The following is a 23,295-nucleotide window of genomic DNA, read 5'->3' as shown; positions in this document are numbered from 1 at the left end:
CCCCGCGAGCTCCAGCGGGGAGCGCCCGACGGGTAGCCTGCCCGCCGTGAGCACTCGACGCATCGCGATCATCGGATCCGGCGCCGTGGGCGGGGTGTTCGCCCTCGCCGCGCGCCGCGCGGGCCACGCCGTCACGCTGTGCGTGCGCACCCCGTTCGACCGGTTCGACGTGGACACGCCCGGGGGAACCGAAACCGTGCACGCGGACGTGGTCACCGATCCCGCTCGGGTCGGCCCGGTCGACTGGGTCGTGCTCACCACGAAGGTGCAGGACGTGGCCCGCACCGAACCGTGGCTGCGCGCCCTGGACTCCGCTGACGTTCCGGTGGCGGTGGTGCAGAACGGGGTCGAGCACCGCGCCTCGGTCGAACCGCTCGGGCTGCGGGCGCCGGTGCTGCCGACGCTGATCTACGTGGCCGCCGAGCGCCGCAGCCCGGGCCGCGTGCAGTGCCGCTCGGTCCCGTCGGTGATCGTGCCGGACGGGGAACCGGGCGCGGGGTTGCAGCGGCTGCTGGAGGGCTCGGGCATGCGGATCCGCGCCACGGAGGACTTCCGCACGGAGGCGTGGCGCAAGATGCTCACGAACCTGGCGGCCAACCCGATCACCGCGCTGACGCTGCGCCGCCTCGACGTCTTCGACTCGCCGGACGCCCGGCAGCTGGCCTCGAACGTGCTCACCGAGGCGGTGCAGGTGGCCCGCGCCGAAGGCGCCGCGCTCGACAGCGGCGACGTCGAGGCGGTGGTCGCCAACTACGGCCGGGACTACTCCACGGAGAACGGCACCTCGATGCTCTACGACCGGCTCGCCGGGCTGCCGACCGAGCACGAGCACATCACCGCACCGCTGGTGGAGGCCGCCCGGCGGCACGGCATCCCGGTCCCGCACAACGAGACGCTGCTCACCCTGCTGCGAGCGGTCCGCCCCGCACCGGTGCCGGCACCCGAGTGACACCGGCCCGCCCGCGGGTCACATCCGCCGCGTGCGGGTCGACCCGACCGAGGCGATGACGACGCAGGCGACCGCGACCCACTGCCACGGGCCGAGCCATTCGCCGAGCACGGCCAGCCCGGCCAGCGCGGCCACGGCCGGTTCCAGGCTCATCAGCACCCCGAACACGCTCGCGGGCATGCGCCGCAGCGCCTCCAGCTCGAGCGAGTAGGGGATCACCGAGGACAGCAGCGCGACCGCCGCCCCGGCCAGCAGCACCTCGGGCCGCGCGATCTCCGCACCGGCCTGACTGGTCCCGAGCGGCGTCGCCACGAGCGCTCCGAAGGCCATGCCCAGCGCGAGCCCCGCACCACCCCGGGTGTGCTCGCCGAGCTTGCCGCCCACGAGGATGTAGCCGCCCCAGCACACGGCGGCCAGCAGGGCGAGCAGCACGCCGACCACGTCGAGGCCGCCGTCGCCGCGCGCCAGCAGCAGCACGCCCACCGCGGCGAACGCGGCCCACACCAGGTCCAGCTTCCGCCGCGAGCCGAGCACGGCCACGGCCAGCGGGCCGAGGAACTCGATGGTGACGGCCACGCCGAGCGGGATGCGTTCGATGGAGTGGTAGATCGCGATGTTCATGCCCGCCAGCACGGCTCCGTAGCCGGCGATCACCAGCCACGTGCGCAGGCTCCGCCCGCGCAGCGCGGGACGCCACACCGCGAGCAGGACGAGCGCGGCGAACAGCAGCCGCAACCACACCATGCCGCCCGCGCCGACGACGGCGAACAGGTGCTTGGCGAACGCGGCGCCGACCTGGAGGCTGATGACCCCGCAGAGCACGAGCATCGGCGGCGGGATCGCCCCGAACGCCCGGCCGAATCCGGCCAGCGGACGGTGCTCCGACTGTCCTCGGGGTGCCTGCGCGGCTCGCACGGTGCGGTGTCCTCCTGTTCGCTCGACTCGTACCGCTCCAACATCTCACCCCGGGCGTGCGATGCTGGGCGCACACCCGGTTCCGCCGCATCGCTGAGGAGTCGTCGTGCCGCGCTGCCCCCGACGGGTTCTGGCCGTGCTGTCGCTGCTCGCGCTGCTGGCCGTGACCGGGTGTTCCGCTGGGCCGTCGCAGCGTCCCGCGGTGGCCGTGCGCGGCGACGGCGGCGAGCAGCAGGTCCCTCCGCAGCCGCAGGCGCCGGAACCCCCGCCCGTTCCGCCGCTGGGACCGCCGGCGCAGGGCGTGCTGCACTGGGACGACTGCACCGACCGCACGCTCGCGGAGATCGGCCGCGCCGAGCCCTCCCCGCTGCGGTTCTCCTGCGCGCGCATGCTCAGCCCGTTGGACGCGCCGGAGCAGCCCGTGCGGGGGATCACCCAGACCGCGCTGGTCAGGACCGGCAGCGGGGACATCCCCCTGGTCCTGCTGAGCGGAGTGCGCGGTGAACCCGGCACGGCAGCGGCCGCGCGGCTCGCCCACGAACTGCCGCGGGAACTGCTGGAGACCTACACGCTCATCGGCGTGGACCGGCGCGGCACCGGCGAGTCCGACGCGGCCGAGTGCATCCCGCCGCACCAGCGCGAGACGATCGTCGGCTTCGACCCGAAGGCCGCGGAGCGCGCCCGGTTGGACGAGCTGCTGGCCTCGGTGCGCAACGCGAGCCAGCAGTGCCTGCTCAGCCTCGACGAACGGCTCCAGGCCTACGACACGCAGCGCACCGCAGCGGATCTGGAGTCGCTGCGCCGCGAGCTCGGCGTCCCGCGGCTGCACATGCTCGCCCGGGGCGAGGCCTCCCGGCTGGCGCTGACCTACGCCGAGCAGCACCCGCGCACGACCGGGCGGATGGTGCTGGACGGGGCGCTCGACCCGCAGCGCGACGCCGTCGGCCGCGCCGAGGACGAAGCCCGGGCGAGCGAGGCGGCGTTCGACGCGTTCGCCGAGGACTGCGCCTCCTCGGGGAGCTGCGCCCTCGGCCCGGACCCGCGGGCGGTGGTCAGCGGGCTGGTGGAACGCACCCGGCAGCGGCCGCTGCCGGCCGGGGGCACCGAGGTCTCCGCCGGGGACGTGGTCCGGGCGATCCAGCTCGAGCTCACCGACCGCGCGGCGTGGCCGCGGCTGGCGGAGGCGTTGAGCGCGGCCGTGCGCGGCGACGGCCGCGGTATCGCGGAGATCCTCGCACCGCTGGTGCGGGGGCGGGGCGAGTCCCCGCCGCGCCTGGACGGCGAGTTGATCACCACGTGCAACGACACGACCCAGCGGGTGCCGCCGGAGCGCGTGGCCCACCACGCCGCCGACTGGGTGAACCGCTTCCCCCTGTTCGGCGGGATCGCGGCGCAGCAGCTGGCGTGGTGCTCGCAGTGGCCGGTTCCGCAGCAGCCGCTGCCGGAACCGGAGGGGCGCGGGATCGGGCCCGTACCGGTGGTGAGCACCGCCGTGGACCCGTACCTGCGGCAGGTGGGCAGTGAGCACATGGCGCGGCGGTTGCCCAGCGGCGTCCTCCTCCGCTGGCAGGGGGCCGGGCACGGTGCCCTCGCCGGTTCCCCCTGCATCGCCCGGGCGGTGACGCGGTTCCTCGTGTCGGGCACTCCCCCACCCGACGACATGGTCTGCCCCGAGTGAGCCGGGCGGGCGCCGGCGCGCGGAGCAGCACGGACAGCGGCGTACGACCCCACCCCGCGCAGGAGGGCCCCGCGCAGGAGGGCCCGCGCAGGAGGCTCGCCGTGCGGGAGGCCAGCGGCGGGGAGGGACCAGCGCCCGGTCCGGCCTCCCCGGCGCGAGCGCTGAACGCCGCCCGGCACGCGTTCGGCGTGCGGTGCGAGCCGGCAACCGGCTCCCACCGCACGCCGATCGTTCAGCGTGCGGACAGTCCACTAGCAGCTGCCGCAGCAGCCGCATCCGGGTCCGGTGCAATCCCCGCAGCAGTTGCAGCCGCCGAGGTGGACGTCGTGGGTTTCGGTCTCGGTGCGGACCATGGGGACCTCCCGGGTCACGGGTGTTTCCGGCGCCGTCGATCGTGGTCCCCGCGGTACCGCACCGCTACCGCCGCTCGGGGGACAGCTGGAGCACACCCGGTCGGCGCGTTGACGGCTGCGGTGCTGCGCACCACCTCGTCCCGGCCGTGCGCAGGTGATCCCGACCACGCGGAGGGGAGGGCACGCGGCGGTCCGGTCCGCGGCGGTGCGACCCGCGGTCAGCGCTGCGGCATCCCGCCCGGACACCACCCTGCGTTACTGTGAGGCGATGGGACGGCGTTGGCAGGATCCCGCCGAGCAGTTCGCCACCGAGCTGGAAGGGCTGGACCACGACGACCCCGAGGTGCGCGCGTTCGCCGCGCACCTGCAACGCATGCACCACACGTACTCGCGCGCCACCGTCGAGGACATGCTGCGGGGCGTGGACGATTTCGCCGACCACGCCAACCGGGCCCAGGGGCACCGCCGCGTGGTGGTCGTGCTCGTCGTCGGGTTGATCCTGCTCGCGGTGGCGGTGACCGTGTGGAACGCGCTCGTGTACATGGCCCAGACGTTCCTGTGACCCCGCGCCTGGTGACCCGCGCTGCGGCACACGACCTTGCCTCGCGCGCCTGCGGCACCGCGTTCCGCGGCTCGCGGCCACCGCTCCGCCGGCGGTGGCTCCCCGGCGAGCGCCGGCTTCCGCGGAACCTCCCCGGCGCCCGCTCGGCGGGCGGTCGTGCACCGCCGGCCGCGGCGCGCGGGGAGTCGCTCCTATTAACGTGGGGGCATGGATTCGGAGACCCGCAACGCCGCCACGAGCAAGTCCGAGCAGGAGTGGCAGCAGCAGCTGTCCCCCGACGAGTACGCGGTGCTGCGCAACGCGCACACCGAACCGCCGTTCTCCGGCGAGTACGTCGACACCGAGACCGAGGGCGTGTACAGCTGCCGCGCCTGCGGCGCGGAGCTGTTCCGCAGCGAGACCAAGTTCGAGTCGCACTGCGGCTGGCCGTCGTTCTACGATCCCGCGCGCACGGACGCCGTGATCCTGCGCCAGGACCGCTCGATGGGCATGGTGCGCACCGAGGTGCTGTGCACGAGCTGCCACAGCCACCTGGGGCACGTCTTCGAGGGCGAGGGCTTTCCCACGCCCACCGACCAGCGGTACTGCATCAACTCGGTGGCGCTGAGCCTCGAACCGGCGCAGCGGTGAGGCAGCTGTGGACGCGGCGCCTCCGCCGCGTTCACCGGCCAGTCGCGCGCACCGGCCACCGCCGCCGAGCCGGGACCGGGGGTTCCCTCAGGCCAGGCGCTGGACGAGGTCCCCGATCGCCACGCGGCGACCGGTGTAGAACGGGACCTCCTCGCGCACGTGGCGTCGCGCCTCGGTGTAGCGCATCCGCCACATCAGGTCGACCACGCGGTGCGCCTCGTCCGCCTCGAACGCCAGCACCCACTCGTAGTCGCAGAGCCCGAAGGCCGGCACCGTGTTCGCCCGCACGTCCGGGAAGTCCCGCGCCTCCTTGCCGTGGTTGGCGAGCATCGTGCGCCGCTCGTCGTCCGGCAGCAGGTACCACTCGTGGGAACGCACGAACGGGTAGACGCACACGTAGTCGCGCGGTTCCTCGCCCGCGAGGAAGGCCGGGACGTGGCTCTTGTTGAACTCGGCGGGGCGGTGCAGCGCCGTCACGCTCCACACCGGTTCGGAGCACCCGCCCAGCGCGGTGCGGCGCCGCAGACCCGTGTAGGCGTCCTGCAGGGCGTCGAGTTCACCGGAGTGCCACCAGACCATGAAGTCCGCGTCCGCGCGCAGACCGGAGAGATCGTAGACGCCGCGCACGGTCACGTCCGACTCCGCCAGGGAGTCCAGGTAGTCCTGCGCGTCCTTCGCCGCCTGCTCCCGGTTCTCCGGCAGCGTTCCCTGCTCCACCCGGAACACCGACCACATGGTGTAGCGGATCGTGCTGTTGAGCTCCTCGTAGTTCAGCCGCGCCATGCGACCATCATCCCACCGCGCGCGCAGCGGGCGTCGCGGCCCCGGCGCGATCCCCGCCGAGATCACAGCCCGGGCCGGGTCACGGCAAGGGGACACCCGGCGCGCGGGTCAGCCCGCGACGCGGTCGCGCACGAGCGCCCGGGCCGCGCGCTCCCCCGCGGACACGCACGCGGGCACGCCCACACCGTCGAGCCAGGAGCCGGCGATTTCGAGCCCGTCGAGCTCCGCCACCCGGTGCCGCACCGCGGCCACGAGGTCGGCGTGCCCCGCGCCGTACTGCGGCAGCCCGCCGCCCCAGCGCACGACCGCGGTCTCAACCGGCTCGGCGTGCACACCGGCGACCTCGGCCAGGTCACCGCGGACGCGGCGCACGAGCTCGGCGTCGGTGAACCGCAGCTCCGGATCGCTCTCGGTGCGACCGATCGACGCCCGCAGCAGCGGTTCCCCGCGCGCGCCGCGCAGGTGCGGCCACTTCACGCTGGAGAAGGTGAACGCCTTCGCGGTGAACGGCGTCCCGTCGGCGTGCCGCTCCCCGCGGGCGATGAGCACCCCGGAGCGCTCCGGCAGGACCGCGCCGGGCGGCAGGGCGAGGCCCACGAGCACCATCGACGCCAGGGCGATGCCGCTCAGCTGCCGGGCCGCCTCCTCGGCGACCCCCTGCAGCAGCCGCGCGGCCGCCGGTGCGGGGACGGCGAGCACGACGCCGTCCACGTCCACGTGCTCGCCCCGCGGCGCGGGGCCGGTCTCCAACTGCCACCCGGTCCCGGTTCGCCGCAGGCCGCGCACCGCGGTGCCGAGCTGCGCGGTCGCCGCGGAGGCGGTGCTCAGCCGCTCGAGCAGCTGCTGGTAACCGGTGCGCAGCGCACCGAACACGGGGCCGGGGCGCGGTTGGCCGCCCGCGGTGCTCGACCCGGCCGCGCGCGCCGCGGCCTCGGTGATCGTCCGAGCTCCGGCGTCGAGGGCGCCGGCCAGGGCGGGCATGGTCGCGCGCAGGCCGAGCCCGTCGGCCCCGCCGCCGTAGACCCCGCCGAGCAGCGGGTCGACGAGCCGGTCGACGACCTCGTCGCCGAGGCGCTCGCGCAGCAGCGCGCCCGCCGGGACGTCGGAACCGTCCCAGGGCACCGGCGGCAGTTCGGACTCGGCCCGCACCGCCGCCGCCCCGGCTTCCGAGAGCACGTCGCCGACCGCGTCCGCGGAGGTCGGCACACCCATGAACGTGCCCCCGGGGATCGCGCGGGTGGCGCCGTCGGCGCGGATGAGCGAGGAGGCCCCGCTGGGGTGCACGACCTCCTCGCGGATGCCGAGCTCCGCGGCGAGGTCGAGCACTTCGGGGCGGCGCGCGAGGAACGCCTCCGCGCCCAGGTCGAGGTGGCCGCCGGCCAGCGGCACGGTGCGCAGCTCGCCGCCGATCCGATCCGCCTGGTCGAACAGCAGCAGCTCGGCGCGGGGCCCCAGTTCGGCCCGCAGCCGGTGGGCCGCGGTGAGCCCGCTGATCCCGCCGCCGATGATCGCGATGCGCGGTGTCACCGGGCCGTCTCCGCGTGCACGAACTCGACGATCCTGCTCAGCACGTCCGGATCGGTGTCCGGCAGGACGCCGTGGCCGAGGTTGAGCACGTGCCCGCCGGCGGCCGCGCCCTCGGCCAGCACGCGGCGGACCTCCTCGCGCACCACGTCCCACCCGGCGAAGAGCACCGCCGGGTCGAGGTTGCCCTGCACCACGGGCGCGCGCCAGGTCGGTTCCGCTTCCTGCAGGCGGCGCGCCGCCTCGTCCAGCGGGACGCGCCAGTCCACGCCGACCACGTCGGCGCCGGCCGAGCGCATCGCGCCCAGCAGCTCACCGGTGCCGACGCCGAAGTGGATCTTCGGGATGTCGGTGACGTCGGCGAGCTCGGCGAAGATGCGCCGCGAGTGCGGCAGCACGTACTCGCGGTAGTCCCGCAGGGACAGCGCCCCCACCCAGGAGTCGAACACCTGCAGCGCGTCGATTCCGGCGTCGACCTGCACGCGCAGGAAGGCGAGGGTGCTGTCGACGAGCCTGGTCATGAGTTGGTGCCACACCTGGGGCTGGCCGTGCATGAGCGCCTTGGTGCGTTCGTGGTTGCGGCTCGGCCCGCCCTCGACGAGGTAGGAGGCCAGGGTGAACGGTGCGCCCGCGAACCCGATGAGCGGCGTGGTGCCGAGCTCGCCGAGCAGCGCGGTCACCGCGTCCCGCACGGGGGTCACCTGCTCCTCGGCCAGCACGGGCAGCCGGGCGACGTCCTCGCCGGTGCGCACCGGCGACTCCACGACCGGCCCGGTGCCGGGGACGATGTCGAGCTCGACGCCGGCGGCGTACAGCGGCAGGACGATGTCGCTGAACAGGATGGCCGCGTCGACGCCGTGGCGGCGCACCGGCTGGGCGGTCACCTCGCAGACCAGTTCCGGGGTGAGGCACGCCTGCAGCATCGGCACGCCCTGGCGCACGCGCCGGTACTCGGGCAGCGAGCGGCCGGCCTGGCGCATGAACCACACGGGGGTGCGGCTGGTGCGCTCACCGCGCGCGGCGGCCAGCAGCGGGGCATCGGCGAGGTCCCGGCGAGCGGAGGCCGGAGCGGGATTCGTCATCGGGGACACGTCCGTAGTCGATGTCGGGGCGGCAGCGCCGTCGGAGGCGGCGGAGCACCGTTCTTCCGACCATCGTCGCACGCCGGAGATCGAGATCGTCGGCGCGGCCGGGGCCCGCCGGGGTGGCGACGAAGATCAGCACCGACTCGGCGTGGCGGCGACAGCGCGCACGGTGCATCCCCGTAGAGTCCCCGGAGTGACGGAGATGTCGGAGGCTGAGGAGTACTTTCGGCAGGCGGTGACCGCGTTGTTGTCGCCGCCGGTGCGCGCCGAAGTCGCGTGGACCGAGATCACGCCCCCGAAACGCCTGGCCCCGTGGAGCTACGCCCTGCGCGCCGAGGCCACCGGACCGGCCGAGGAGCAGGCGACCGCGCGGCTGGTGCTGCTCTACGACCCGGAGGGGCAGCAGGGCTGGGACGGTCATCTCCGCCTCGCGTTGTACCTGCTGGCCGAGCTGGACCCGGAGCTGGCGGCGGACCCGCTGCTGCCGACGGTCGGGTGGTCGTGGCTGACCGATGCGCTGGAGGAGGCGCAGGCGTCCCACCGCGCGCTGGGCGGGACGGTGACGCTGACGTCGTCCTCCCGCTTCGGCGCGATCACCGGCCCGGCGCGCAGTCACGACCTGGAGCTGCGCGCGTCGTGGACGGCTCCGGACGCGCACCTCGAGCCGCACGCGCGGGCTTTCCACGCGCTGCTGGGGTACGCCAGCGGTCTTCCGCCGGAGGGCGTGGTCATGCTCGGCCGCCACACCGACGGGTGACGGCGGCACCGGCCCGGCGGAGGCGGAACTCCCAGCACCGCAGCAGGGCCCGGCACCGCAGCAGGGCCCGCCGCCCCAGCAGTACCGAGGAGCACCGCGGCGCGGCGGACGCCCGCGGGAAGTGACCGCTCGTGCTCCGGGGGCGACCGGTCGGGCTCCGGGATCGAGACGCGGCGCGTCACGAACCGCGGTGGGGCGCGTCCCCTCCGCGGGAGCTGCCGCTCCGCCGAATGCCCGGGAATCTCGTTGTGCGCGCAAGATCCTGTGATGAGCGTATTGTTGTATGTCGATCGGCCACGAAACGGCGTTAACAAAACACCGGGAGATCACCTGAAAGTGCGAACTCGTGCCGATCTCGTCACAACTCGATCGGGATACATACCCGATTGATCGTCCCACTGACCCGCTTGGGCGGTTACGCTTCCCCCGACGACACCACTTTCGGTCGATCAGTGGCGCGGCTGATTGGTCGAGAGTCCCGGTGCCGGTCGGGGGGCACGACCGACTCCAGGGAGGTAGTGACGTGGCTGCCGTCGGCTTAGGTCAGGCCGCTCGTTCCACGCCGGCCGGCGCGTTGCCGGCCAACATGGTCCCGCACCCGCGGGAAGAGCTGTTCACGGTGCTCGTGGTGGACGACCACCCACTGCTCCGGGAGGCCATATCCTCCCGGCTGTTACAGATGGGTGCCGGCACGGTGCACGAGGCCGCATCGATGGCCGAGGCGAGAGCGCGAGCTCTGGCCACCGGTCCGTGCGACCTCGCGATCCTCGATCTCGGACTCCCGGACGGGACCGGTATCGAACTGGTCACCGAGCTCCGCGGCCAGGGATGGCCGCGGATCGTGGTGCTCGCCTCCTCCGACGACCCCTACGCGGTGCGGGCCGCGTTCCAGGCAGGCGCTCAGGCCTACCTGCTCAAGTCCGCCTCGCCGATGGTCGTCACCGACGGGGTGCGGCGGGTGCTCGACGGGGGTGTGTACGCCGATCCCAGCGTGGCTCCGGTGCTCGCCGCCGGCACGCGCGTCCCCGGGACGGACAACACACCGCGGGAGCTGTCCGCCCGCGAGGTCGAGGTCCTCCAACTCGTGGCCGACGGCCGGTCGAACAAGGAGATCGGCGAAGCGCTCAACCTGTCCGCGCTCACGGTGAAGAGCCACCTGTCGCGGATCGGGCGCAAGCTGGGAACCGGGGACCGGGCGCAGATGGTCGCGTTGGCCATGCGAGCCGGCGTCATCCGCTGACTCGTGGCACATCGAACCCGACGGACCGAGGGCACGGCCCCACGGGAGCCGACCGAACACGTAAAGTCTGGTCACCGTGGAAGCTGCTTGCCCCGAGTCCGTCGGGTCCGGCCCCGCCGAACCCACTGAACCCGAACCGCTGCTCGAACCGGCCGGCGGGGTCCCACCGGTGACCGACACCGTGGAGGCCCTGCACACGGCCGCGCACGCACTCGCCTCCGGCACGGGACCGGTCGCGGTCGACACCGAACGGGCCTCCGGATACCGGTACTCGCAGCGCGCCTACCTCGTGCAGCTCCGCCGCGCGGGAACGGGCACGCTGCTGGTCGACCCCGTCGCCCTGGCAGGTGAGTTGCACCCGCTCGTCTCGGCCCTGCGCGGAACCGAGTGGATCCTGCACGCCGCTTCGCAGGACCTCCCCTGCCTGGCGGAGCTCGACCTGCACCCGCAGCGGCTGTTCGACACCGAGCTCGCCGGGCGCCTGGCCGGCTACGAGCGCGTCTCGCTCGGCGCGCTGGTCGAGCGCGTCCTGGGCCACCGCATGGAGAAGGGCCACGGCGCGGCGGACTGGTCCCGCCGCCCCCTGCCCCGCGACTGGCTCGTGTACGCGGCGCTCGACGTGGAGATGCTCGTCGAGCTGCGGGCGGCGATGCGCGCCGAGCTGGAGCGCCAGGACAAGCTCGCCTGGGCCGAGCAGGAGTTCGAAGCGGTCCGCACCGCCGAGCCCGCGCCGCCGCGCGCGGAGCCGTGGCGGCGCACCTCCGGCATCCACAAGGTGCGCGGCCGGCGGGAGCTCGCCGCGGTCCGCGCGCTGTGGCAGGCGCGCGACGAGTACGCGCAGCAGCGCGACATCGCTCCCGGCCGGGTGTTGCCGGACTCCTCGATCGTGCGGGCGGCCCGGGCGAACCCCGCGACGGAGGCGGAGCTCACCGCGCTGCCGGTCTTCGGCGGCCGGCAGCAGCGGCGTCGCGCGTCGCTGTGGCTGCGCGCGCTGCGCAGCGCGCAGCGGCTCGGCGAGGAGGAACTGCCCGCTCCGGCGAGCGGCGGTGACGGACCGCCGCCGGCGAACCGCTGGTCGGACCGCGACCCGGAGGCCGCGGCGCGGTTGACGGCGGCCCGGTCAGCGCTCAACGACATCGCCGAGCGCTTCGCACTACCGGTGGAGAACCTGCTGCTGCCGGAGTCGGTGCGCCGGCTGTGCTGGCAGCCGCCGCAGCAGCGGGACGCGGCCGGGATCGCCGAGTGGCTGCGCGCGAGCGGCGCCCGCGAGTGGCAGGTCGAACTCACCTCGGAGGCGCTGGCGCGGGCGTTGGGCGAGTAGTGCTCCGGGCGGGTGTGCGAAACCCCACGCCCCAGGTGGTTACCAATGAGTAATCAGCGCTAGAGTGCGGTTACCGGCTGGTAGCTCAGGATCGCCACCGCGGCCCCCGCGGCGTCGACGCTCCGGCCGGCTCGCCAATGTTCACCCACATCGAGTGAGGAGCACGCCGTGGCCGCACCAGCGTCGGCGAACGCCGACAGCCGCAGCCGCCCGAACCGGGCCGCGGCACGGGATGTGGTCTTCGTCGACGGTGTCCGCACACCGTTCGGCAAGGCCGGCGACAAGGGCATGTACGCCCAGACCCGTGCCGATGACCTCGTGGTCAAGGTGATCCGCGAACTTCTGCGACGCCATCCGGACATCCCGCCGGAACGCGTCGACGAGGTGGCCGTCGCCGCCACCACGCAGATCGGTGACCAGGGGCTGACGATCGGACGCAGCGCGGCCCTGCTGGCCGGGCTGCCGAAGTCCGTGCCGGGCTTCGCCATCGACCGCATGTGCGCCGGTGCCATGACCGCTGTGACCGCGGTGTCCAGCGGCATCTCCTTCGGCGCCTACGACGTCGCGATCGCGGGCGGCGTCGAGCACATGGGCAACCACCCCATGGGCGAAGGCGTCGACCCCAACCCGCGCTTCGTCTCCGACGACCTCGTCGACACCTCCGCCCTGGTGATGGGGTCCACGGCCGAGAACCTGCACGACCGGTTCCCCGGCATCACCAAGGAGCGCACCGACGCCTACTCCGTGCTCAGCCAGCAGCGCTACGCGGAAGCGGCGCAGGCGGGCAGGTTCGAGCAGGACTTCGTGCCGGTCGCCACCCGCTCGGACAGCGGCTGGGGCCTGGCGACCGCGGACGAGCAGCCGCGGCCGGGCACCGACCTGGACTCGCTGTCCGGCCTGAAGACCCCGTTCCGCCCGCACGGGCACGTGACCCCGGGCAACGCCGCCGGGCTCAACGACGGCGCCACCGGTTGCGTGCTCACCGGTGCCGACACTGCCGAAGAGCTGGGGCTGCCGGTCGGCATGTACCTGGTCGGCTACTCCTTCGCCGGCGTCGAACCGGAGGTCATGGGCGTCGGCCCGGTCCCGGCCACCGAGAAGGCCCTGCAGCGCGCCGGGCTGAGCATCGACGACATCGGCCTGTTCGAGATCAACGAGGCCTTCGCCGTGCAGGTCCTGGCCTTCCTGGACCACTTCGGCATCGACCAGGACGACCCGCGGGTGAACCCGTGGGGCGGCGCGATCGCCTGCGGCCACCCGCTGGCCTCGTCCGGTGTCCGCCTCATGACGCAGCTGTCCCGGCACTTCGCCGAGCACCCGGAGGTCCGCTACGGCCTGACCACCATGTGCATCGGCTTCGGCATGGGCGGAACCGTCATCTGGGAGAACCCGAACTACCGCGGAGGTGACCGGTGACCGTCACCAACGACAACGCGACGAGCCGCACCAGCGGCGACTTCGCCGCGCTCTTCCCGAACGAGGTCGTCACGCACGCCTGCACCCGCCTGGTCGACGCGCCGGGCCTGGACCGCCCGCTGGCGCTGGTCACGGTGGACAACGGCCACGACCACAAGCGCCCGTCCACCTTCGGACCCGGCGGCCTGGCCAGCCTCGACGCGGCCCTCGACGAGGCCTTCGCCGCCGAACCGGCCGCGATCGCCGTCACCGGCAAGCCGTTCGTCTTCGCCGTGGGCGCCGACCTCGACGGCATCGCGGAGATCACCGAGCGCGAGCACGCCCACGCGGTGGCCCAGGGCGGGCACGACGTCTTCCGCCGGCTGACCGAGTCGTCGGTGCCGACGTTCGCCTTCGTCAACGGCGCGGCGCTCGGTGGCGGACTGGAGCTCGCCCTGTCCTGCCACTACCGCACCGTCTCGGCCGCGGCGGGCACGATCGCCTTCCCCGAGTGCTTCCTCGGGCTCTTCCCCGGCTGGGGCGGCACCCAGCTGCTGCCGAACCTGATCGGCGCGGACAACGCGGTCACGGTCATCGTCGAGAACGCGCTGAACCAGAACCGCATGCTCGACCCGAAGAAGGCCCGCGACCTGGGCGTCTTCGACGAGCTGCTGGACAGCGCCGACTTCCTCGAGCAGTCGGTGCGCTGGGCCGCGCGGGTGGTCACCGGGGAGCACGCGGTGCAGCGCCCCGAGATCGACCGCGGCCAGGCCTGGGACGACGCCGTGGCCCGCGCCCGCGAGATCGTGCGGAGCAAGACCTCCGGCGCCGCGCCCGGGGTGAACGAGGCCGTCGAGCTCATCGAGCAGGCCCGGCACAACGACCTCGACGCCGGCTACGCCGCCGAGACCGAGGGCCTGGCCGACGCGCTGATGACCGATGAGCTCCGGTCCGGCCTGTACTCGTTCGACCTGACGCAGAAGCGCGCCAAGAAACCGGCCGGCGCGCCGGACAAGTCCCTGGTGCGCAAGGTGACCAAGGTCGGCGTCGTCGGTGCCGGGCTCATGGCGGGGCAGCTGGCGCTGCTGTTCGCGCGCCGCCTGCAGGTGCCGGTGGTCCTCACCGATGTCGACCAGGCGCGCATCGACAAGGGCGTGGCCTACGTCCACGGCGAGATCGACAAGCTCGCCGAGAAGGGCCGCGTGTCGCCGGAGCAGCGCAACCGGCTCAAGGGCCTGGTCCAGGGCTCGCTGGACAAGGCAGCCTTCGCCGACGCCGACTTCGTCATCGAGGCCGTGTTCGAGGAGATGTCGGTCAAGCGGACCGTCTTCGCCGAGCTCGAGCAGCACGTCGGCCCGGAGGCGGTGCTGGCGACGAACACCTCCTCGCTGTCGGTGACCGAGATGGCCGCCGAGCTCGCCCACCCGGAGCGCGTCGTCGGCTTCCACTTCTTCAACCCGGTGGCCGTGCTTCCGCTGCTCGAGGTCGTCCGCGCCGAGCGCACCGACGACGCGGCGCTGGCGACGGCGTTCGACGTGGGCAAGAAGCTGAAGAAGTCCTGCGTGCTCACCGCCGACGCACCGGCCTTCGTCGTCAACCGGGTGCTCACCCGGTTCCTCGGCGAGGTCATCGCCGCGGTGGACGAGGGCACCCCGTTCGAGGAGGCCGACGCGGCGCTGACGCCGCTGGGCCTGCCGATGACGCCGATGGAGCTGCTCGAGCTCGTCGGCCCGGCCGTGGCGCACCACGTGGCCGGGACGATGCACGCGGCCTACCCGGACCGGTTCGGCCTGTCCGAGAACCTGCGCCGCTTCGTCGAGGGCGGGCACACCGGCGTGTGGAGCACCGACGAGTCCGGCAACCGCGTGCTCGACCCGGCCGTGGCCGAGCTGTGGAAGCAGGGCGAGACCCCGTCGACGGCGGAGCAGGTGCGCGAGCGCGCGCTGCGCGCCGTGGCCGAGGAGGCCCGGATCATGCTCGACGAGGGCGTGGTGACCGGGCCCCAGGACCTCGACCTGTGCATGCTGCTCGGCGCCGGCTGGCCGTTCTGGCTGGGCGGCATCACGCCCTACCTGGACCGCTCGGGCATCGCCGAGACCGTCACCGGCAGGCGGTTCCTCAGCGCGGGGGAGGCGTCCGTGCCGCGGTGACCGCACTGCGCTGAGCACCGGGCCGGGGCGGCGCGGCGCCCCGGCCCGGTGCCGTTCGCGGACCGGTGCCGTTCGGCCCGGTGGTGCGGCCCGGGGCCGCGCGCGACCCGCATCCGGTTCGGATGCTCGCACCCCTCCCGAAAAGTGATATCACTGCGCTATCCTTCGGGTGGTTGCTCGGGAGGGACCTCCCGAGATCGGACAGCGCGGCGTGCTCCCGGCGGAGCGCAGCCCGCACCCGCGGGGCCGGCACGCGGCAGAACGGAGCGAACATGACGACCGGGACTGAGACCGGAACCACGGGCGAGGCCGGGGTCACAGGCGAGGCCGGCACCACGGGCGAGGCCGGGCCCCCGAGCCACGAGCGCCGCACCCGCGCGATGGGCGGGTGGGGCGTGCTCGGCGCCGTGCTGCTGCTCGTGGTCGCCGCGGCCGCGATGTACGTGCTCGGCGGCCTGAGCCTCGCCGCGTCCGGCGGCTCCGCCGCGGGCGTCGTCCTGCTCGTGGCCGCCAGCGCCGCGCTCGTGCTGGGAGTGGTCCTGCTCGCCGGGCTGACCGCCGTCGCACCGGGCGAGGCGCGCGTGCTGCAGCTGCTCGGCCGCTACGTCGGCACGCTGCGCACCGACGGCCTCCAGTGGGTCAACCCGCTGACCACGCGGACGAAGATCTCCACCCGCGTGCGCAACCACGAGACCGGCACCAGCAAGGTCAACGACGCGGACGGCAACCCGATCGAGATCGCCGCCGTCGTCGTGTGGAAGGTCGCCGACACCGCGCAGGCGATGTTCGACGTGGACGACTTCGAGGAGTTCGTCGGCACCCAGACCGAAACGGCCGTGCGGCACATCGCCAACAGCTACCCCTACGACGCGCAGGGCCGCGACCGGTTGTCCCTGCGGGACAACGCCGACGAGATCACCTCCCGCCTGTCGGGCGAGGTGGCCGAACGCGTGGAGCAGGCGGGCGTGCGCATCATCGAATCCCGCATCACCCACCTCGCCTACGCCCCGGAGATCGCCTCGGCGATGCTGCGCCGGCAGCAGGCCGATGCCGTGGTGGCGGCGCGGCAGCGCATCGTCGAGGGCGCCGTCGACATGGTGGACTCGGCGCTGACCCGCCTCACCCGCGACGGGGTCGTCGAACTGGACGAGGAGCGCAAGGCCGCGATGATCAGCAACATGCTCGTGGTGCTCGTCGGCGACCACGACACCCAACCGGTCGTGAACACCGGTTCGCTCTACACCGGGTGACCGTGGCCTCCGAGCGGAAGAAGGTCCTGCTGCGGCTGGACCCGGCCGTCCACGACGCGCTGGCCCGCTGGGCGGCCGACGAGCTGCGCAGCACCAACGCCCAGATCGAGTTCCTGCTGCGCAAGGCGTTGAGCGATGCGGGACGCCTGCCCGCGGGAACCGGGGCGATGCGCCGGCGGGGCCGGCCATCCAAGTCGGAGGCGGACGGCGGGACCGCCGCCGAGGAGTCGGCCGAACCCGATTGAGCGAACGGTACCGGGTCGCGGACACAGCGAGCGCGGCGACGGCCCGGTTCCGCTCACCGCAGCACCGGTGCCGGTCGCGGTGGACGTCGGCCGCCCCGGACAGACCGACGAGCTGCGCAGCACCAGCGCCCGATCGGACTTCTGGCATTCTGTTCGGTGAAGGAACGAGGTGATGCCCGGTGACCGCACTGATCCAGCACGAGCTGGGACCGTTCACCATCGCCGACTGGCACGCGCTGGCCGCCAGGGAGGACGGCTCGCGCCTGGAGCTGATCGAGGGGTACTGGCTCGTGACACCACCACCGACGGGTCAGCACCAGTGGGCCGCGGACGAGCTGGTGCACGCGTGCAAAACCGCGTTCCGCGCAGCGCAGCACAGCGATCTGCACCCGGTGAGCGGTATCGGCGTCGAGTTCGCGGTACCGGGGCGGACCGCGCTCGTCCCCGACCTGGCCGTGCTGAACACGCGGCCGATCGGTCCGTCGTTCGCTCCCCGCGCGGTGCTGCTCTTCGGCGAGATCTGGTCACCGGCGAACACGGCGAGCGAACAACGCGACAAGTTCACCACCTGCGAAAGCGCCGGGATTCCGTACTTCTGGAGCCTGACGCAGGACTCGGGCGGAGTCACCGAACTCACCACCTACCGGCTGGACGGCGGGCGGTACCGGGCCGCGGACACCGCGAGCCGCGGCGACGGCCCGGTTCCGCTCACCGCAGCACCGGTGCCGGTCGCGGTGGACGTCGCCGCACTGCGCCCCTGAGAGCCAGCCCTGGAACTGGATCGGGTGGTGGGCCGCGTGCGCGGGCGGGTCAGGCGTCGGTCCACCGTGCTGGCTGATCTTCGGCAGCGCACGCCGCTCGACGCCGGTGCCGGGGACGTAGCGGAGCGCCTCCACGAGGGCGCCGGTGGTGCTTCCCCGGGCGACCGCCCGCTGGCCCCGGCAGCCCGGAGGACCGGCTGCCGGGACGTGCGGTCGGGACGTGCGGTCGGTACGCCGGTCAGCCCGCGGCCGTGCCCGACTGCTCGCCCTCCACGGCCACCGGCAGCGTCACCTCGTCCTGGGCCTCCACCCGGTCGGCCACCCACTCGGTGATGCGCCGCGCCACGTCCTGCTCGGTCAGGCCGAAGTCCGCCAGCACCTCGTCGCGGGAGCCCAGCTGCGGGAACGCGCTGGGCACGGCGAGATCCCGCATCGGCACCTCGAGGTCAGCGTCGCGCAGGGCCGTCGCCAGCGCCGAGCCGAACCCGCCGTGCCGGCCGCTGTCCTCGAGGCTGACCACGAGGTGGTGCCGCGCGGCCTGCTCGACGAGCGCCTGCGGCACCGGGTAGATCCACCGCGGGTCGACCACGGTCACGCCGATGCCCTGCGCGGCCAGCCGGGAGGCGGCCGCCGCGGCGAGCCCGCCGAAGGCCCCGACCGCCACGAGCAGCACGTCCCGCCGGTCGCCGTCGTCGTCGCGGTGCAGCACGTCGACGCCGCCGGCCCGCTCGAGCGCCGGGACCTCGTCGATGACCGGTCCCTTGGGGAACCGCAGCACGGTCGGGCCGTCGTCGACCTCCACGGCTTCGCCGAGCTCCTCGCGCAGCCTCCCCGCGTCCCGCGGCGCCGCCACGCGCAACCCGGGCACGATCCCGAGGATCGACAGGTCCCACATGCCGTTGTGGCTGGGCCCGTCGTCCCCGGTGATACCGGAGCGGTCGAGGGTGATCGTCACCGGCTGCCGGTGCAGGGCCACGTCCAGCAGCAGCTGGTCGAAAGCGCGGTTGAGGAACGTGGAGTAGACGGCGAACACCGGGTGCATGCCGCCCATGGCCAGGCCCGCCGCCGAGGTCATCGCGTGCTGCTCGGCGATGCCCACGTCGATGCAGCGGTCCGGGTAGGCGTCCTGGAACTTCGTCAGCCCCGTCGGACCGAGCATCGCCGCGGTCATCGCGACCAGGTCCGCGCGCTGCCCGCCGAGGCGCACGAGCTCGTCCGAGTACACGTCCGTCCAGGAGGTGCCCGCGGGCTTCGTCGGCGCACCGGTCTCCGGGTTGATCGTCTTGACCTGGTGCATCTGCTCGGCCTCGTCGTTCTCGGCCGGGGCGAAGCCGTTGCCCTTGCGCGTGACCGCGTGCACGATCACCGGCCCGCCGTACGAGCGGGCCATGCCCAGGGCGTGCTCCAGCGCCCGCAGGTCGTGGCCGTCAACCGGGCCGAGGTACTTGATGCCCAGGTCGGAGAACATCACCTGCGGGCTGAGGGCGTCCTTCAACCCGCTCTTGGCCGCGTGCAGCCCGGTGTACAGCGACCGGCCCACCACCGGGAGGTTGCGCAGCGTGCGGCGCCCGCTCTGCAGCGCCCGCTCGTAGCTGGGGTTCAGCCGCAGCGCGGCCAGGTGCTCGGCCAGACCGCCGATCGTCGGCGCGTAGGAGCGGCCGTTGTCGTTGACGATGATCACGACCGGGCGTTCCGGGTCGGCGGCGATGTTGTTCAGCGCCTCCCAGCACATGCCGCCGGTCAGCGCGCCGTCGCCGACGATCGCGCACACGTGCTGCTGCTCGCCGTTGAGCTGGATCGCGCGGGCGAGCCCGTCGGCGTAGGACAGCGCGGTGGAGGCGTGGCTGTTCTGCACGAAGTCGTGCTCGCTCTCCGCGCGCTCCGGGTAGCCCGCCAGGCCTCCCCGCTTGCGCAGGCGGTCGAAGCCCTCCTGCCGGCCGGTCAGCATCTTGTGCACGTACGACTGGTGCCCGGTGTCGAACACGACGCGGTCGCTGGGCGACTCGAACACGCGGTGCACGGCCAGCGTCAGCTCGATCGCGCCGAGGTTCGGACCGAGGTGCCCTCCGGTGCGCGACACCTTCTCGATCAGGAACGAGCGGATCTCGTCCACCAGCTGCGCCAGTTCGTCCTGCTGAAGTTTCTTGAGATCAGCCGGACTGTGTACGGACCCCAGCAGTGTCACCGCGCCACCTCGCTTGTCTCGTTCCGGGTCGTACCGGGTCGGGGTTCGTCCTGCTGCGCGGACCGTCTTCCGCGCGCCGGGCAGCCGGTCCTCGCAGTCCCCCTCCGGCTCTCGGCGGAGCCCAGTCTACGGACGGTCCGGGAGTTCTCGGATCCGCCGTGTGTGGACTGCCGCCATGGTGCGGCGACCACCGGGGCAACGCACTGGGATGCCGCGCGCGACCGGCCGACGGCACTGCGCCGCACCGGTTCGCCGCAGGTCAGCGCTGCAGCAACGCGATGCACTCGATGTGGTGAGTCATGGGGAAGGCGTCGAAGACCTCCAGCTCGGCCAGCCGGTAGCCGTGCTCGGCGAACAGGCTCACATCGCGCGCCAGCGCCGCCGGATCGCACGCGACGTGCACCACCCGCGCGGGTCCGCGCGCCGCGACCGCGGTGACGACGTCCTTGCCCGCGCCCTTGCGCGGGGGATCGAGCACGACCACCTCGGGCTCGGGGAGGTCCTCGTCGCGCAGCACGCGCTCGACCGTGCCGGTGCGGCACCCCACCTGCGGCAGATCGGCCAGGTTGGCCGTCGCGTCCGCCACGGCCCGCCGGGACGACTCGACCAGCAGCACCTGCCCGTCCGACCCGGCCTGCTCGGCGAGCCCGGCGGTGAACAGGCCCGCTCCGCCGTAGAGGTCCCAGGCGCTCGCCCCGGGCGAGACCCGGGCGAACCGGCGCACGGTGGCCGCGAACGTCTCGGCCGCGGAGACGTGCACCTGCCAGAAGCCGTCGGCCTGCACGTGGAACGTGCGCCCCTCGGCGTACTCGCGGGCGATGCCGCTGCCGCGCACCTGGCGAACGACGGGGTCCGCGCGCCGACCGCGCTGCCGCCGGGGCTTGCTGTCGGTCGCGCTCACGTGCACCTCCCCGCTCCCGTCCCGCGTCACGCCCAGCTCGGCACCCGGGCGCCAGCGGCGGCTCGTCACCGCGGACACGGCGTCCTCGGTGGTGATCGGGCAGTCCTCGATCGGGATGATGCGATGGCTGCGGTGCGCCCGGAAGCCGGCGTTGCCCGCCTGGTCGACCGCCAGCCGTGTGCGGTTGCGCCACCGCAGCGGCCCCCCGGGCAGCTGCTGGACCTCCACCGGCCAGTCCAGCCCGGCGATGCGTTCGAGCTGCTCGCGGACGACGACGGCCTTCAGCTCGCGCTGGGTGTCCGGCGCGGCGTGCTGCCAGTCGCAACCACCGCAGCGGTCCTGCCCGCGGGAGATGTCGGCCAACGGGCAGGGCGGCGTCACCCTCCCCGCGGCGGCGGCGTGCACCTCGACGGCGTCGGCGCGGCAGAAGGAACCGCCGTGGTCCTCGGTCACCTCCACGAGGACGGTCTCCCCGGGCAGGGTGTGGCGCACGAACACCACGCGCCCCTCGTGCCGGGCGACGCAGTGCCCGCCGTGGGCCACCTGCCCCACGTCCACGACGAACCGCTGACCGGTCCAGTTCGGCCGGGTGCGGTCCGCTGCCACTCGTTCGCTCAACCTGCTGTTCCTCCACTCGCCGCATGCCGCGCAGCGCCGCGCTGCCCGGCCAGATCACCAGCCCGCACGCCTCTCCCCGGTGGATTCCGGATCGGGAGGCGGCTGCGGCACCGGGCGTCGCGCAGGCGTGCGCGTGGCGCGGCCGGTACCGCCCGCGCGCCGAGCGGACCCGGCGCCGCGGGGCTTCGCCGCGGGTTCCGCCGCGGGCTGCGTCCAGCGTACGGGCCGGCCCCGGCGGAGCGCGCAGCACACCGGCCCGCCCCACCGGCGAGCGGCAGTCAGCGCGCTGGGCCGCTCACCGGGCTGCCCCCCGCGGCGCCGGAGGCGGCCTCCAGCTCCTTGCCCGCGCGGCGGATCGCCCACACCGTCACGATCAGGGCCAGACCGGTGAGCGGGTAGCCCATCGCGATCCGGGCGAACGCGAGCCACCCGGTCTGGCCGGTGTCGTAGAGCCACTCCTGCACGACGTACTTCGCGGCGAACACGGCGGTCCAGGCCAGCGTGGCGATGTCGTAGCCGCGCATCGCCGATCGGTGGTGCCGCCAGGTGTTGCGCTGGCCGTTGAGCAGCGACCACGCCACACCGACCAGCGGCCACCGCACCACCACCGAGGCGAGGAACACCGCGCCGTAGATGAGGCTCGTCCAGATCCCGAGGAGGAAGAAGCCCTTGGCATCGCCCGAGCGGTAGGCGATGAACGAGCACACGGCCACACCCAGCACACCGGAGATCGCCGGCTGCACCGGTTCCCGGCGGACCAGGCGGACCACGGCGATGAGCACCGCGATGCCGATCGCGCCCCAGATCGCCGGCATCAGCCCGGCGATCGAGTTGATCCCCACGAACGCGACGATGGGCACGGCCGAGTAGGCGAGCCCGGACACGCCGCCCATCTGCTCGAGCAGGGTCTGCTCCGGATCGCGCCGCTCGGATCCGGCACCGCTCTGCGCCGCGGACGAGCGCGCGGCGGGACCGCTGCCGTCCTCCGGCTCGTGCGCCGCGTGCGGGTGGTCTGATTCCACGTCGTTGCCCTCCGGCGGAACGTGTCCGGCCTGCGCCGCCTCGCGCGGAGGATCAGCACCGGCCACTGCGGTGTCCTGCCACGAGCCCGGGTCTCCGCAGAGCTCGTGCTCCCCAGCGTAAACGGCCCACGAGGGGTAGCCGCACCCCCGAGCGGCCCGAGCACGTCGATCACCCGGCCGAGGGGGGCGGGCGCTCCCGCGATCACGCGCCGCGGCGGCCGGCGCGCGGCGCCGCCGGTGCGGCCGCGCTCACGCCACGGCGCGCTGGGTCACCGCGAGCGCCCCGCCCAGTCCGATCAGGGTGAGGCCGCTGGCCACCTGCTGCCGCCGCCACCAGCGCGGGTGGCGCGCGATCCACCCCGCCACCGGGCCCGCGACCAGCGCCAGCACGACGTCGGCGAGCGAAGCGCACACCACGAACACCGCGCCCAGCGCGAAGAACGCCAGCACCGTCGAACCGCGCTCGGAGTGGACGAACTGCGGGATGAACGCGAGGAAGAACATCGCCGTCTTCGGGTTGAGCACCTCGACGACGAAGCCCTGCAGCACGGCCGAACGGTCCGCCCGCTGCCCCGCCAGCTCCGGTTGCGCGCCCGAGCGGCGCAACTCCCACAGCGCCCGCGCGCCGAGCCAGACGAGGTAGGCCGCGCCCGCGAACTTCACGAGGGTGAACGCCACGGCCGAGGTGGCCAGCACCGCGGAGAGGCCGAGCGCGGCGGCGACCACGTGCACCGAAGCCCCGCAGCCGTTGCCCAGCGCCGAGCGGATCCCCTCGCGGCGCCCGCCGCGCACGCTGCGCGCGAGCACGTACAGCAGTCCCGGTCCGGGCGCGACGGCGATCAGCACCACCGCCCCGAGGTACACCCACCACTCCGTCACCGTCGGCACGACCCGCACTTTAGGGAGTCCGCGGAGCGGCTGGCGCAGCGGGTGGGCGGGGCCTCCGGTGCTGTCGCTGCGGGATCCTCGGA

At 73.9% G+C, this 23,295-nt stretch carries 20 protein-coding genes; 12 read left to right on the top strand and 8 right to left on the bottom strand.

Annotated features, from left to right (window positions below):
- Window positions 1–46 precede the first annotated feature (46 nt).
- Window positions 47–949, top strand: a complete 903-nt coding sequence (locus ACVGV0_RS07125) for a 2-dehydropantoate 2-reductase (protein ID WP_459159065.1) — start codon at window positions 47–49, stop codon at window positions 947–949.
- Between the two features lie 18 nt (window positions 950–967).
- On the opposite strand, the gene ACVGV0_RS07120 is transcribed toward ACVGV0_RS07125, so the two are convergent.
- Complete coding sequence (locus tag ACVGV0_RS07120) at window positions 968–1,864, bottom strand: EamA family transporter (RefSeq protein WP_459159064.1); 897 nt, start codon at window positions 1,862–1,864, stop codon at window positions 968–970.
- A gap of 106 nt (window positions 1,865–1,970) precedes the next feature.
- Between ACVGV0_RS07120 and ACVGV0_RS07115 the strand changes: the two genes are divergently transcribed.
- From ACVGV0_RS07115 to msrB, 3 genes are all read left to right on the top strand, one after another.
- The gene (locus tag ACVGV0_RS07115) at window positions 1,971–3,542 is read left to right on the top strand and encodes an alpha/beta hydrolase (RefSeq protein ID WP_459159063.1); all 1,572 of its coding nucleotides are present in this window, start codon (window positions 1,971–1,973) and stop codon (window positions 3,540–3,542) included.
- A gap of 621 nt (window positions 3,543–4,163) precedes the next feature.
- Complete coding sequence (locus ACVGV0_RS07110; RefSeq protein WP_459159062.1) at window positions 4,164–4,457, top strand: hypothetical protein; 294 nt, start codon at window positions 4,164–4,166, stop codon at window positions 4,455–4,457.
- Window positions 4,458–4,664: 207 nt separating this feature from the next.
- The gene (msrB, locus tag ACVGV0_RS07105) at window positions 4,665–5,087 is read left to right on the top strand and encodes a peptide-methionine (R)-S-oxide reductase MsrB (RefSeq protein ID WP_459159061.1); all 423 of its coding nucleotides are present in this window, start codon (window positions 4,665–4,667) and stop codon (window positions 5,085–5,087) included.
- Between the two features lie 87 nt (window positions 5,088–5,174).
- Here the strand turns inward: msrB and hemQ are convergent, their stop codons facing one another.
- The 3 genes from hemQ to hemE all read right to left on the bottom strand — a co-directional run bounded on the left by hemQ (window position 5,175) and on the right by hemE (window position 8,476).
- The gene (gene hemQ / locus ACVGV0_RS07100) at window positions 5,175–5,870 is read right to left on the bottom strand and encodes a hydrogen peroxide-dependent heme synthase (RefSeq protein ID WP_459159060.1); all 696 of its coding nucleotides are present in this window, start codon (window positions 5,868–5,870) and stop codon (window positions 5,175–5,177) included.
- A gap of 108 nt (window positions 5,871–5,978) precedes the next feature.
- Window positions 5,979–7,397, bottom strand: a complete 1,419-nt coding sequence (gene hemG, locus ACVGV0_RS07095; protein WP_459159059.1) for a protoporphyrinogen oxidase — start codon at window positions 7,395–7,397, stop codon at window positions 5,979–5,981.
- Window positions 7,394–8,476: a uroporphyrinogen decarboxylase gene (hemE, locus tag ACVGV0_RS07090; protein WP_459159058.1), complete on the bottom strand. Its 1,083-nt coding sequence runs from the start codon at window positions 8,474–8,476 to the stop codon at window positions 7,394–7,396. The genes hemG and hemE overlap by 4 nt, the downstream gene beginning before the upstream one ends.
- 196 nt (window positions 8,477–8,672) lie before the next feature.
- Between hemE and ACVGV0_RS07085 the strand changes: the two genes are divergently transcribed.
- The 8 genes from ACVGV0_RS07085 to ACVGV0_RS07050 all read left to right on the top strand — a co-directional run bounded on the left by ACVGV0_RS07085 (window position 8,673) and on the right by ACVGV0_RS07050 (window position 17,598).
- Window positions 8,673–9,236, top strand: a complete 564-nt coding sequence (locus tag ACVGV0_RS07085; protein WP_459159057.1) for a DUF3000 domain-containing protein — start codon at window positions 8,673–8,675, stop codon at window positions 9,234–9,236.
- A 523-nt stretch (window positions 9,237–9,759) separates the two neighbouring features.
- Window positions 9,760–10,476, top strand: a complete 717-nt coding sequence (locus ACVGV0_RS07080; RefSeq protein ID WP_459159056.1) for a response regulator — start codon at window positions 9,760–9,762, stop codon at window positions 10,474–10,476.
- A gap of 76 nt (window positions 10,477–10,552) precedes the next feature.
- A complete protein-coding gene (locus ACVGV0_RS07075) occupies window positions 10,553–11,797 on the top strand; it encodes a ribonuclease D (RefSeq protein WP_459159055.1) in 1,245 nt (414 codons plus the stop codon).
- 168 nt (window positions 11,798–11,965) lie between these two features.
- Window positions 11,966–13,213: a thiolase family protein gene (locus ACVGV0_RS07070; protein WP_459159054.1), complete on the top strand. Its 1,248-nt coding sequence runs from the start codon at window positions 11,966–11,968 to the stop codon at window positions 13,211–13,213.
- On the top strand, window positions 13,210–15,342 hold the full coding sequence (locus ACVGV0_RS07065) for a 3-hydroxyacyl-CoA dehydrogenase NAD-binding domain-containing protein (RefSeq protein WP_459159053.1): 2,133 nt from the start codon (window positions 13,210–13,212) through the stop codon (window positions 15,340–15,342). Before ACVGV0_RS07070 ends, ACVGV0_RS07065 begins: the two co-directional genes overlap by 4 nt.
- Window positions 15,343–15,722: 380 nt before the next feature.
- Window positions 15,723–16,592: an SPFH domain-containing protein gene (locus ACVGV0_RS07060; RefSeq protein WP_459159949.1), complete on the top strand. Its 870-nt coding sequence runs from the start codon at window positions 15,723–15,725 to the stop codon at window positions 16,590–16,592.
- A gap of 2 nt (window positions 16,593–16,594) precedes the next feature.
- Window positions 16,595–16,837 (top strand): type II toxin-antitoxin system antitoxin, encoded by a 243-nt coding sequence (locus ACVGV0_RS07055; protein ID WP_459159052.1) that lies wholly within the window; start codon window positions 16,595–16,597, stop codon window positions 16,835–16,837.
- A gap of 179 nt (window positions 16,838–17,016) precedes the next feature.
- A complete protein-coding gene (locus tag ACVGV0_RS07050; RefSeq protein ID WP_459159051.1) occupies window positions 17,017–17,598 on the top strand; it encodes a Uma2 family endonuclease in 582 nt (193 codons plus the stop codon).
- A gap of 238 nt (window positions 17,599–17,836) precedes the next feature.
- On the opposite strand, the gene dxs is transcribed toward ACVGV0_RS07050, so the two are convergent.
- The 4 genes from dxs to ACVGV0_RS07030 form a co-directional block, all read right to left on the bottom strand.
- Complete coding sequence (gene dxs / locus ACVGV0_RS07045) at window positions 17,837–19,783, bottom strand: 1-deoxy-D-xylulose-5-phosphate synthase (protein ID WP_459159050.1); 1,947 nt, start codon at window positions 19,781–19,783, stop codon at window positions 17,837–17,839.
- A gap of 259 nt (window positions 19,784–20,042) precedes the next feature.
- A complete protein-coding gene (locus ACVGV0_RS07040; RefSeq protein WP_459159948.1) occupies window positions 20,043–21,290 on the bottom strand; it encodes a class I SAM-dependent RNA methyltransferase in 1,248 nt (415 codons plus the stop codon).
- 290 nt (window positions 21,291–21,580) lie between these two features.
- Window positions 21,581–22,324: a DUF3159 domain-containing protein gene (locus ACVGV0_RS07035; protein ID WP_459159947.1), complete on the bottom strand. Its 744-nt coding sequence runs from the start codon at window positions 22,322–22,324 to the stop codon at window positions 21,581–21,583.
- A gap of 249 nt (window positions 22,325–22,573) precedes the next feature.
- Complete coding sequence (locus ACVGV0_RS07030; RefSeq protein WP_459159049.1) at window positions 22,574–23,212, bottom strand: LysE family translocator; 639 nt, start codon at window positions 23,210–23,212, stop codon at window positions 22,574–22,576.
- Between the last annotated feature and the right edge of the window lie 83 nt (window positions 23,213–23,295).

It is taken from the genome of Salinifilum ghardaiensis, from assembly GCF_054491345.1.
The sequence above is the reverse complement of the archived record's forward strand: the minus strand, read 5'-3'. Positions and strand labels throughout refer to the sequence as shown.